9 protein-coding genes are annotated in these 12,899 nt (G+C 45.6%); 8 read left to right on the top strand and 1 reads right to left on the bottom strand.

The window, feature by feature from the left end; all coding sequences use genetic code 11:
* The 8 genes from V5J35_RS00690 (at position 1) to V5J35_RS00655 (ending at position 10,850) form a co-directional block, all read left to right on the top strand.
* Positions 1-609 carry a hypothetical protein gene (locus V5J35_RS00690; protein WP_354011545.1) on the top strand — a complete coding sequence of 203 codons (609 nt, stop codon included), beginning with the start codon at positions 1-3 and terminating at the stop codon, positions 607-609.
* Positions 610-733: 124 nt separating this feature from the next.
* Positions 734-2,320 (top strand): DUF2608 domain-containing protein, encoded by a 1,587-nt coding sequence (locus tag V5J35_RS00685; protein ID WP_354016227.1) that lies wholly within the window; start codon positions 734-736, stop codon positions 2,318-2,320.
* Positions 2,321-2,359: 39 nt separating this feature from the next.
* The gene (locus tag V5J35_RS00680; protein ID WP_354011543.1) at positions 2,360-4,201 is read left to right on the top strand and encodes a J domain-containing protein; all 1,842 of its coding nucleotides are present in this window, start codon (positions 2,360-2,362) and stop codon (positions 4,199-4,201) included.
* A gap of 293 nt (positions 4,202-4,494) precedes the next feature.
* Entirely contained in the window at positions 4,495-6,009 is a 1,515-nt protein-coding gene (locus V5J35_RS00675; protein WP_354011542.1) for a hypothetical protein, read from the top strand.
* Between the two features lie 176 nt (positions 6,010-6,185).
* On the top strand, positions 6,186-8,531 hold the full coding sequence (locus V5J35_RS00670; protein ID WP_354011541.1) for a hypothetical protein: 2,346 nt from the start codon (positions 6,186-6,188) through the stop codon (positions 8,529-8,531).
* The gene (locus tag V5J35_RS00665; protein WP_354011540.1) at positions 8,528-9,553 is read left to right on the top strand and encodes a hypothetical protein; all 1,026 of its coding nucleotides are present in this window, start codon (positions 8,528-8,530) and stop codon (positions 9,551-9,553) included. Before V5J35_RS00670 ends, V5J35_RS00665 begins: the two co-directional genes overlap by 4 nt.
* A 115-nt stretch (positions 9,554-9,668) precedes the next feature.
* Positions 9,669-10,439, top strand: coding sequence for a hypothetical protein (locus tag V5J35_RS00660; RefSeq protein ID WP_354011539.1), 771 nt, complete (start codon positions 9,669-9,671; stop codon positions 10,437-10,439).
* A gap of 78 nt (positions 10,440-10,517) precedes the next feature.
* On the top strand, positions 10,518-10,850 hold the full coding sequence (locus V5J35_RS00655) for a transposase (protein WP_419095795.1): 333 nt from the start codon (positions 10,518-10,520) through the stop codon (positions 10,848-10,850).
* Between the two features lie 63 nt (positions 10,851-10,913).
* On the opposite strand, the gene V5J35_RS00650 is transcribed toward V5J35_RS00655, so the two are convergent.
* Positions 10,914-12,509: a hypothetical protein gene (locus V5J35_RS00650; protein ID WP_354011538.1), complete on the bottom strand. Its 1,596-nt coding sequence runs from the start codon at positions 12,507-12,509 to the stop codon at positions 10,914-10,916.
* Between the last annotated feature and the right edge of the window lie 390 nt (positions 12,510-12,899).

The following is a 12,899-nucleotide window of genomic DNA, read 5'->3' as shown; positions in this document are numbered from 1 at the left end:
ATGATACCGGCCGCAATGGAAAACAGAACAGATTATCGAGCGTTTGAAGATCCGAATCAGGATCAGGTTCAGGAGGCTCGTTCTTCCGACAATGCAGATGTTTTCGGCAGAGACTGTTCTGTACCCATCTGCCCTGAGAGGCAAATACAACCTCGCATAACAACACCCACCCCTGCTCCCTCATTGCTCGGACGGTGCATAAAAGCGGTCAGAATCCCTTTAAATGCTCTGGGTCAGGGACTCATGTCAGGAATGGCGACTGGTTTATTTACTATGGCGATTGCTGGTTTGAGCGTTGTAGTGGGTAAACCTTTTGGTCACGAGGGCATTAATTTTGCGGCGTCTTATCCGCTTAATCCTCTCCATGTCGGCTTTAAAGTCGGAGTTCTTACGGGCGCGGTTTCTAATGTCATAGCGGAAATCGCGGATTTGCCCGATCACTATTTACATCAGGCTTTTCGTGATACCGCGTTTACTCATGTTTTCCGTGGGATTGTTTACGGCTCTCTCGGTGCCTTTGCGCTTGGTTACCCTGTCGTTGCTTCCAGTGCGCTGGGTGTTGGTGTCGGCATGTATTACGGTTTGAACCGGAATCATAATTTCGTATAAGGGAAGCAGCAGGTAAAAACATACCGCCGTTATTCCTGCGAAAGCGGGAGTGACAGTGGAGTTCTTGCCATGCCGGTATTTTTGGCTAGCCTTTTTCGGGATAGAAATGAATACTGGAAAACAGATGTCAAAGTTAACAGAAGCCAGATCTGTTCATATCGCTCTTGCCACACTGTTATTTGCTTCTCAAATCACACATTCTCAGGCTGGCTCCGCTTTGGGCATTGGTACCTTCATACCATCGATATTCAGAGACTCCCAAAGTCAATTGTTACTGAAACAAATAAATTGTGACCAGAATGACTGCATTACATCTCCTTCGCATCCTTCGTACCACATTAACAATAAACACTGGCACATAATCAGTGCCCCTCCTGAAGCCGCTGGCGTGACAACCCAGAAACCTCAGCTGACTAAAAGTCGATTACCTTTTCTGGATGGCTTTTTATGGATTGTTACCGGATTGGATAACCAGCAGTATCTGTACTCTGAGATGACAAGCAACCCCGAAGGGCAAGCCAGAGAACTCATCCCTATAAAAAACTGCCCGATGCTATACCGGGCAGATGAAGATACAGTCGGTTCTGTTACCTTGTGTGATGATACCCAAACACTCGACACCCTGTTAGCTGCACGCTATTGCGGATATTTTTCTGTCTTGTTCAGATTAAATGAAGACGGTGTGATGATGGTCACAGTACATACCATTGACGGGGAAACCTTTACCCTGACAATCGACGAGTACAGAAACTGGCACTCCATTTTTCATGAGGCGTTGAAAAGCAGCCTGATCACGGGGCCGGTTGATTATGTGCGCTCCCCGGCACCCGCCTCTCGTTCAATAACACCCTCAATGACTGAAAAGGTTTTACTGCCTGAGAACAGCCAACCAAAGCGAGGCGGTGAAGCACCTGAAGACCCGGCTTTTTTTTCAAAGTCAAAAAAATCAAATAAGAAAAAAAGCAGGCAGGTCGATGACTCCGGTCGGTCGATGACCGCAGTGGGAGAAGCATTTGCCCGGTTTCTTCACAGATCGGGCGATGAACCGGAAACGTCATCACAACAAAGCAGGCCGCCGGAAAATCATGGACAGGCTGAATCAGGGGAACAATCACCTGCGGCCAGAGTGGAAATTGATAACCTGGATACAGTGACTGAGTTTGTCAGGCATGGAGAGCCAACCGTTATCGCGTTTGATCTCGACGACACCTTAATTACACAGGACGTGGTCAATGAAGAACCACAACAGGTACAGCTGCACTCAAATCTGGCTGAACTGGTAAAGAGGATAAGAAGACAGGCGGGGGGCAAGAATGCCAGGGTGATCATTCTTACACAAAACAGTGAAGAAAGATTTAACGACAAGGTTAAAACAACTGATTTAAACCTTGATTTGTTTGACGATGTTGTGAGAACCGGACAAACACCGCAAAAAAGCGACTATAAGACCGACGAAGATTACAAAAGAGCAATAGCCGGGGCTGAAGAAATTAACTCCCCCCCTGACAAGGGAAAAGGAATTCGTTACTTTCTTGAGAAAACCCGACACCCTGCCAGGCACTTGATATTGGTCGATGATAATGAGACTCATCTTGATAATTTTGCCCGAGAGTGCCTACAGCTCAATATTCGTTGTACCACGATTCAATTTAACGGGGCCCGGAGCATCAACATTCGTTATAACCAATATCTTTCAAAGATGTTTAATTAAGTGGAAACCAGTACATCATTGCAACGATGTGAGAGTGTAATGCGTAACCCACAAAAACAAATGATAAAATCTGGCGCTCTTTTTTATCTTTGTCTTATTTTGCTTGCATTCCCTAAACCTGCTTTGCCCGATACAGTCAGCCGCTATAAAAATCGGTGGATACAGTACATTGAGCCAGCCATGGCGGGCGTTTACTTTCTGTCTCAGTACCTCAAACTACCTGACAATAATGTTGATTTATCATCTTCAAATTTATCTGGTTGGCCTACACCTGAAGATGAGCATTCTGTCGATACACCGGGTGAAAAAGCCAGGGCAATGATGGACAAATATTTACCCTCGTTTGACGTTCTTATAGATATTGATAACGGCTACATTGTCATCATCATTGTTGAAACTGATGAATCTGGAAAACCGGTTAAAATGCACAAAATAAAAACCGGGCTTCACTACCTGGCCTCAGAATCATTAGAACAACTGAAGAGTCAAACCGCTTTAAAATCAGCTCAGATAACAGCCCGTTATGCTCAGCTACTTAAGCTGACCAGAGAATCTGAACGGCTATCACCCGAAGGTAATAAACACTTAAAGCAGTTATCTGAACTTAATTTTTTACCTCTCACATTCCAAACAGATTCTGCTTTACCCCCTTTATCAGCGCATTTTGAAAACGATTTGGCACAGCCTCCCATAGCTCAGGAGTCAGTACAACAGGATGGCAGTACAACCCAAATACCCGAACACAATAATGAGGTGACAAGAAATCAGCTTATTCGACTCGTCAATTTACTCGACGAAATTTTTTACACAGGGTTCATCACAGAACATATCAGTAGCGAAGAACGGTTTCAGCCATTATTGCAGGTACTGCCTGATCGGTTCACAGAACTCCTGAACAACAGTTCTGATACCTTACTGGTTTTGCCGGGTGAACAGCTCAGAGACTTTCTTCGCATGGCGGCAGCAGTGGCTTCCAGTGATTATGACATTTCACAAACAGCAGGACTGACTTACTATTTTGATCTGCTAATGCAAGTTTTCTATGAAGGTGCCTTCGAACCAATAGAGGGGGCAAAGTATGTGACTAGCCGGGAGGAGCTTTTCAAAAGACTACTTGACCTCAAACAAATTAGTTGGCAAACGGCCAGGGAGCCTGATCCAGAGCTTCGGGGCTGGGGTGAGAGTGCAGAAGTAATGTCCCTATTAACCGAATCAGCTGCTGTCACATGTGGTTATCAGCCTGTATCTTCTCCTTATGAACCTGAACCTGTGCCTGCTGTTGAAAACGGTCACGCATCAAATAGAGAACCTTTGCAAAACCTTCGAAACATATTCATTCCTGCTTATCGAGAGATTAATTGGGAGTCTCAGAGCTTTTGCATTGAGCTTTCTGATTTCAGACTGGGGGATCTGGAAAGATCGTTATCAATACTCAGCGATTTAAGTTCAGGGTTCTATCGTTCCATAGATGGTTGTTTATTGCATGTTAATCGCGACTCTGATGATGCGGTTTACTCTCTTCATATGAGGGCAGGCGTTGTATTTAACTTTTCATCACCGGATCAGCTGCTTGCCCACTACCAGAAAAACTACGGCTTGAGTATTTCTCTTTATCCCCTTTTGTATTCTCCCGTGTATTTAAACGGCATCGTGCTTACGACCACTGAAAGTGAAGCCCTGAAATTGTTTGGCCTTAGCTTGCAACAGCTATACCAGCCCAACGCGAAGAAAACGATTAAACAAAAATACTATAAAAAAGCCAAACTCTGTCACCCGGATAAACACGGAACAAAAAGAGCATTTCAGGCTCTGGAAAGTGCTAAAGAAACTCTTTTTGCACTGGTGGAAACTATAGAGCGGATGGAAAGTCCCGAAGAGTGACTGCTGTTAAAACGCAAACATCAGGTCATGGTGGTGTTTGGTCTATCCCGAGGCTGCGGGAGGAAACAGGCGGTGGATCATAAGAAGCTGTTCCGGTGACTGGGTATTTATTTGCGGACAGCGCCTTGCCCGTCATAGGGATACCGCCTACTTTTATGGTCAATCAACCCCCTGTCCGAGAGGATTGAATGAAAAAAAATAGTCGTACTGCGGGACACTTTCTTTTCTTAGTGGCTTTTTTCTTACATTCCATTTCCTCTCAAGGTGATACCGGGAAAGGTACTTATAAAATCATGGATGAAGATCGCATTATCACCAGCCAGGCGCTGATTTTCACCTGTAATAAAGACGAGTTGCATTACGAATATAAACATGTGCCACGAGTGCCGATGAATGAATACAGTATTTTACACCCGGTAAAAACCATTCTTTCGCCTGCGGGTGAGGTGATGACAGGCTTTGACCTGAGACATGGGAATATTTTCTCCCATACCCCCCCCTTTAAGCTGAAGTTAGAAGCAGCCTATGACGACGACGCACCAGAACCGGTCTGGTCTGATAAACAGTCGCTCATTATAAAACGTATGGGAGAGGTCATTGAAAACAGCTTCAGGCATAATCTCCGAGGGATTATGGCAACAACGTCCCGGAGTAACAAATGCTATGAAGCGGAAAGGATTTATCAGACGTCGGCCTTGTATCATATTTTCTTTGATGTCTATGAACCGTTAAGTAGTATTGAGGAAAGTAAAGCGGTTCCTATCCTGACAGAAGACGATTTATTTCCCAATAGCGGAAGTGAACATAAGCTTGGGCAAATCTGGACCATACGTCACCGGAACACCGAATCGCAGCGTCATTTTATTATTTTCTACTTTGACCGGGGTATCTATGGACTCATTGACTATACCGGCCTGAAGTTTCTCGATCTCAATGGTTTCATGATTCTGTTTGAGAACAGCCAGTCACTGGGATACCAGTGGCAGATGCTTCGATTAACGCCATTACCGTCGTCTCAACCATTTAATCGAGACTTTAACGTCTTGAGTCTGTTTCTCAATATGGGATTTGTAGCGACTACCTATGCTTTAACGTCCGCTTTTTTCTATGGGCTGGACAAGTATTTCTTTTCAAACTTCAACACTGACGATGCCCCCGTGATAAAAAAGAAGAAAAAAAGAGACCGACCCTCCAGGTCCGGTAGATCCGGTAATAAGGTTCAAGCGAACCCTCCGAAAAAACCTAAAGGGAAGGACCGCTGCAAAGAGGTTTGTAAAGACAAAACAACGGTTGAAACTGAACAGCAGAAGCTTGAAAGGCAAAAGCGAATAGCAAAACAGGAACAGGAGCAAAAGCAGAGACTAATAGAGGCGCAATACTGGGAACAAGTGCAAAGACGGTTATCGAAGCAAAAATCAGCACAAGAGCGAGATAAACAGCAACAAGAGAGAGATAACCAGGAAAGAGAACGTCAAAAGGCGCTGGAGAAGAAGCGACAAGAGGAACAGGAACAGACTCAGCAACAGATTCAGGAGCGTGAGCAGCGAGTGTCGCAGGAACAGGCACAGGCACTGCTGAGAGATTTAGCTGAAGCATTCAGAAATGGGGCTGAACAGTCTGACATAGAGCACTTATTACTGGAACAACGGAAATATGGCTGGCATTTATCGGATTTAATCCACGTCATCATGAATGAAGACAGAAAGTTTCGCATACGGTTCAAGTTACGCACCCTGTTCAAGGACGGAGTTTTGAATCACGAGTTAACCCCTTTTGAACAGGATTTAAAGCAAAAGCTCCAGTCATAAAGTCAGCAAAGCAACCATTCTGGAACCTGATCAATCGATTGACCAGAAAGACAATTTATATTTCGCTTCGATGAGAATATTGAACTACCTTGTTTTCATTAAACGATCCTGAGCAGTGAGGCTGGATTCAAGCAGTAGCTATATTCAAGCAGTATCAATCCGGTGAGCCGACAACCATGTTGACAAACACCGGCACTGGCAAGGAGAGCTATAAATCGGAGGTAGGTATGAAGCCCGGGCAGTTCAGGACAGGGGAGGTATGCAATAATCCATACCCCAATACAAAAATATTGGAGCAGAACGGGCTGTATTTCAGACATATTTCACGTTTGTGCCTGCAGCCTTTTACCCGTCTGCTGTCTGGGTTATGTCTGCTGTTTGGTGTTCTACAAAGCCCTGATGTATCTGCCATTGAAGATAGCAGCAATAATGACCATTGGCTGTTCGCTCTGTTCTCTTTCGATAAAGGAAGCATTGACACCGAAGTATTAATGACTGCGTTAAGGTCATACGATCATGATGTATTTGAATTTCTCTATACCTCCGGATTTTTAACAGAGAGAATCAATAAGAAAATCCGTGTTGAGCGGAATAAAATAGCCTGTGTAATTGCCAGACAGTCCCCTGACGACGGACAGGCTAAAGAGTCCGATGGAGGCATAGGCGTCTGCTTTACGCCCTTCACTGAAAGTAGTTTATCCATTAAAAAACAACAGGGCCACGAAACAGAAGCTAGTTCTGAAGCTAGTTTTGAATACAGTGTTTTAGGTCAGATGGTTCGCTCCATGTGTTGGGATAAGCATGATGACTATTTTGGGCAGACCTTTCGTTATCCGGATGACTGTCAGCAAAGAAATAACAACGACGGTCCCGCAAAACCACCATCGACCCATTCATATCCTGAGGCAGTGGACGTAGTACACAGTTTCGCCAGTGCCCGACACGCTTTTTCAGCTTTAGGCGCCTCGGAACTGACCGATTACTCTCTTCTGCTTAAGGAGACAGACTTGCCTCAGCCGGACATGGCCAACAGGTTGAAGTACGATGATGGTCAGAGTGTCAGGCGAATTCTGATGCCACCACAAGTGGTTTCCGTCTATCCATCACAAAGGACTGCCCCTACCACTGCCAACGGAAGTTCTCGGACCAGAGTTCAACATGGTCAGACCCTGACGCAGATTAGAGACACTTTGAGAAGTGGCAGTGGCGCAACAGCCCCTGTTTTGTCAGGGGCGGTGCCTCCACGTTATTGGAATCAGCACACTGCACAGGGCGCTACCGCTGCACAGCCTCCTGCTGCACAGGCTCCTGATGCAAATGTACGGGGAGCACTGCCAGAGATAAATGACGAGTATGTTGATCGCTTTACAGATCAGGTTGATGCTTTTTTAGGAGGGGATTGGAATGAAGACACTGCCATCAGACACTTGAATGAGTTGGAGCGTATCAGTAATTTCAGTCGTGAAGAGGAAGAAAATGGAAGACCAGGCATTGATTTTATGATGCAAGCCTGGGTCAGGCATTTAATCGAACAAATTCAGAGCCGGGGATTTGAGCGTCATAGCGCCAGCATCAATCAGGTGCACGGAAGTGCTCAGAGGCAGCTCTTCGAGGGGAATGCGGACCTGGCACAGCTAAACCAGATTGAGCAGGCTCTATCAGGTGTTACATCACAGGTCCAGCGTTACGCCAGTGCAAATCACCAAAGCCATCAGGCGGATTGGGAGCTGGAGGTTAAAAAACAGAAAACGTCACAGCAAGCGCAAATATCCCGCATGAGAGTGACAGAGATACTGGATAATTCTGAAGATGAAAATTATCTGTATCAGCAGATCACCCCTCCAACGATCAGAGCGTTGAATTTCCGACTGAATGAGCTGCTGGATGAAACGAGTGGAACCATGAGCCCGAACAGGCAGGAAATAGTTCTCAGGGATTTTCGTGGGTTGGCAAGAATCAGCCAGCTGGTTCACGAACACAGGGAACGATTTCATGCTCTGAAAAAAATAACACAGCCTGCGTCACAGCAGGAACTTGACGATTTCAGAGCCTGTGCGGATCAACTGCCACGCTATATTCGCCAGCTTGAGCATGAAATAAACCCGGCAGAATTCTCTCTTAACCAGCAAAGACTGGAAGAACTTAAACGGCTTAACTTAGACCAGCAGCTGGATGCGGCTGTTGCCAGTAGTATGAGCGAAGACGACTATCAGGCCATCATCAGGGTTCTGTCAGGAGAGAGTTTAACGCCTGAGCAGCGGCAGCGGGCGAGTTTTTCTACGACACTGGGCGATCGTCCCCTGACTTACCGGGGGCATAGCAGAACGTACGTTGTTTATGAGAGTGAAACCGCTACCAGTATCCGTCAGAATCAGCCCGATGGAACAACACTGGAGCTGGCCCATGGTTCGTATGAATTTGTCCGCCGTATCATAACGCTTGCCGGTGGGCTTCAGAAGGTCACCAGACAGCATGTCATACAGGTGCTTCGCGAAGGTGACTACGACAGGGGAAAAAGATGAAATTCGCTAAAAAATTCTTTTTGGCAATAACGCTGGCAGCAGCAACCTTTTCCGTAACCTCAAAGGGCTATTGCCGCGACTATTTAATTCTTCAGACTGCCACGGATAAAAAAACTGTTCACGTGGTAGGCAGTTTTAGAGTAAGTGATCGTTCCCGGACAGCTACCGCCGTCCTGCTTCATGAAACAGGTCACCAGCTTATTGCAGTGCAGCTTTATCGAGCGTCTCAAGGAAGAATCGGTGTGAATGCCCGTAGTTTCGGACAGCTCTTTACCCTTGATTACAGCCGTAGTTCAGAAGAGGATTTTGAACCACTTGCTTCACTGATAATGGATGCCGTCAGGGAGCGGGCAGGCACTTCGTTTGAATGGTTAGTGAATCCGCAGAGAGGAGATGATGGAGTTGTTTCGTTTACCTTACCCGCTTTAGGAGAGTTGCCTGTAGAACGAGATAATCAAGACAGGTTGAGTTCAGTTGATGGTATCAGTGTGTATCCCATGGCTGTTAGTACCTCACAAGGCGTTACTTTCTCAGGTAAAAAAACCAGCTTGTCCAGTCAGGGGATTCATTTAAGAAGGGGTATCTCTACAAATGAGCTGGCTCTTACCCCTTTTCGAGCAACGAAAGAGAATGCTGTCAGGGTGCTTCACCTCATCCTGGTGGCTCTCATCCAACGCGATGTCGAACAGGGTGTGGTATTACCCCGGGAAAACGGTTCAAGAGGCATCAAAACAGAACCATTGATCAATCTTGCAATCTATAACAATGTAACGAAATCCGGCAAAATAAAATCACCGGGACGCATTTATACATTTGAAAATTTTATAACAGACAAACCTGATGCCTATTTTTCTGTTTTTAAAGAACCAGAACAGGATCCTGACTCAGAGAACGCCCCTCCCCCGGATGATTTCTGGCCCAACTTTAATTTTGATAACTGGATTGGCAAACAGAATGGTAACTGGGGAAATGGTGGCTGGGGAGACGATGGCTCAGGGGCAGCTGGCGCAGTGCCCTTTTAATTGTTCAACTGGGTATTGAAGGCTATATTGCAAGCTGGGTTATTGGGTACTTAACGTTATAAATTGATTTTTTAGTTGGAGTCGTATTGTGCTCAGGTGTTGTGTCTTAATTATTTTGATATTAAATCCGGTTGCTTTATTAGCTATTACTATTGAAATAACGGACAACCCTAAAGCTTATAACATCACAGAAGGTAATGGATGGCGATATATTACAGTTTACCCAGTACGAATTATGGACACGATCTATGACAGTCTTCCTCATTCTTTCAATGAGGAAGAATTAATTGAGCCAGGGCATAATGACAGGCAAATACAGTTCAGTGTTCCCTCCTTCAGGCAGAGTAGTCGAACATCTTTAAGACCTTCTCCTGAACTTCAGGATAACATTTTTCAACTATTAACAGCTCGGCCTGAAACAGTCATTCAAGAATTAACAGATCCCTCTGAAACAGTCATTCAAGAAAACAGCAGTCCTTCGACAGAAAGTAAAATAACGTGCTTTCAGTTGTTTTATTATTTGCAAACAGGACAGCGTGACCTGAGAGAATTAGAGTTTGATGTAGAATCAGAGAACAGTCAGCCAGAGCACATTGACTTGGGAAGCTGGGTGCTTCTGATTGATGGTAAGAAACCTGTTCATGTGATGCTCCATTTAGCGAATGGCATTTACATGAGTAAATTTGGGCAGAGTAACATTGTTTTTCACAACCTTGATACTGCATTAGGTCTTTATGGCAGAACGTTGAAGATAAGAAAAATCAATAAGCTCCATTGGTTTTATAAAGGAATGGACAGATTTAATAATCCACCTCCCCCCCCTCCCGGAGCAGGAGCCTGTGGTGCCTGTTCTTTCGGAGAGCCCCGGCAACAGTCCGCTTTTTAAATAGCAGAAACACCTCAGGAAGCCATTCGCGCTTTCGATAGGAACTCTCTGGCGCGAAAAGGTACGTAGCCCGTAACCGTGACAAATTGGCATCAAGAAATATTTTGCTATTTTGATAGCCGTGTAACCAATGCCTACACTGAGTCGGTAAACAATCTGATAAAGGTACTGCACAAAGTTGGAAGGGGTTACAGCTTTGAAGCTCTCAGAGCAAAAATCCTGTTTCCTGAAGGCTTGCATAAAGCTAAGCGCCCAAAATTTGATAAGCGGAAGTCTCGAAAAGTATCCAGAAAGACTGATACTGATTGTATGTATTTCATGTACTCTTTGCCTTACAGGCAGGAAGAGGAAATATACTCAGGAGTCAGCATATCAACACTGACTGAGAAATTAGAGACTGATGAATTTTAACTAAAATCAACACGATAATCCGGATACCCGTTTTTTCATACTGTCTTTCAATCAGCCCTTTTTTCAGTGTACGGAGCCAGGCGTTATTCCAGCCCTACCAGCGTTGAAGCCTGTAGCCCCACCACTGTTGCCATCACCGTCGTCCGTGTCAGGTTTCTTTCTGGTTTCACGGAAGTCCTTACAGAGGTTAACACCATGGCGCCTCATGATCAGGGCAATCCATGCTTTCAATACCACGTTACTGGATGAGTACAGTTCATCCCCCATCCCCAGATAGAAGCTTGCCATGGCATTCTCCCTGAGTTCTTTGCCTCCGGGCCTCATTCTCATCAGCGCTGTCCGTTCCTTATCCTGAGTACCGGACTTATAGGTGTAATTGGTGAGAATGGCGGCCGTATTTGGATGCTGGTTTTGTATAAGGTTGATATTCTTAATTGCGCGATCCCTGCTTTTCGTGTTGTCCGCAGGTTCCGTCAGGGAAGATATCAGCAAAAGCTGGTCGATTCCTTGTTCATTCGGAAACACAATGGCTGCGGGCAGGTTCAGGTTTCTAGAAAAGCCTGCGACAGGCTCTACCCCGGTTATCTCTGTGACAGTGACAGGCCGGGGGGCTGGAGGCCCGTTTCTTCCTTCACCGTGGTTAATAGAAATAAATGCGTCAGTAATGATACTGTCCCACGTGTCCCCGTCGTCACCAAAGCACCAGAGATTTGTGATAACATCATCAAGGCTGGTTCGAACAACACCATGCTGTGAAGCACTGACCAGCCAGGCAGTAACACCTCCCTGAGCGTTTAAGCTGTCCATAATCGCGTTTAGCTCATCTGCCGTCGTCTGGGTTATGTTCAATACATCGGAACGGTTTTCAACGGTATTTCGCGCAAGAATATCTGCCCTGGAAATAAAGTCAGGGCCCAACCATTGAGGCTCGTCCCGTAACCATCTTGAGCTCTGTTTTGGCAAAGCATCGCTTAAGGGTCTGTATAAATCACGCCAAAATCTTTCGGTATCCTCAGTCAGACGACCACTGTCATCATAAAAATGACGGGCAATGCCACGGTCACCAAAAAAGCGATCATAAACGGTTTCAGGGGTTTCTCCCTGCTTCAAGCCCTCGGCGAATCCGCTACTGACACTGAAACTGCTGAAGTGGTGGCTGACAGTATTATAGACGTCTATGTACTCTTGTTCAGATTCTGCCCTTTCCATAATATATTGATGCCGCTTTCTCATATCCTGCCGGGTTAACATGAAGTTAAACCTGGGGTATCCCGAGCCTCCGACAGTGGTGACCCGGTAATCACGCCCTCTCACACTGTAGGCGGTATGAGTAATAGGGTACGTGAAGTAATTGTTAAGCGTCTCACCAACCCCGGTATACGGCACCTGTTCAGTTCTTTGTGACTGAAGAAGCACCGGCTGCCCCTCATCATTGAGAGTCGGTATTAACTGGGATGATTCAATAACAGACACATCATCCGGTTTACCGGACGCTCCGGGAAATGCAATGGGGTAAAACGGTTGGGTATAACCCGGTATAGGTTGCCAGGGTTTATCCCCCGGATAAGCCTGACCTGAAAAAAAAGGCAGGAGTGTCGCCCCCATGACAGGCAGTGACGCTCTGCTGACGACCACTGTCCAATCAAAAAATTTACACATGCTTATCGTTTCCTTATTTCTTATAACCACTTAAAAAGGCAACGCTGAAATGAGTTCTCAGATAAAAACTCCACTTTAATTTAATGCATTTTTTGAGTGCTCCAGTTTAGAGAATTACATGTACCATCGTGCTTTTTGAAGCTCTCTAATACTGTCACTTAACTGGAGTTCCAGAACCAGCAAGGCATATGCACTACAAAGCCTCAAGAGAGCAAACTTAAATGGTACTTATGTACATGTAATTCTCTAATGTGGAGTTTTGAGTGATAACAGGAACGCTGTTATTGCCGGCCACCATTGGATCGATTGCTGTTAAAAGGCTTTGAGTGTAGTTCCCTTTCTACGACGAGCCATTGATCACATCCTGACCATAGTTCCGAGCCTGAGAGC

The organism is Endozoicomonas sp. NE40 (genome assembly GCF_040549045.1).
In the GTDB taxonomy this organism is placed as follows: Bacteria; Pseudomonadota; Gammaproteobacteria; order Pseudomonadales; family Endozoicomonadaceae; genus Endozoicomonas_A; species Endozoicomonas_A lisbonensis.
Note: the sequence above shows the minus strand (reverse complement) of the source record. Positions and strands in the feature narration are given on the sequence as shown.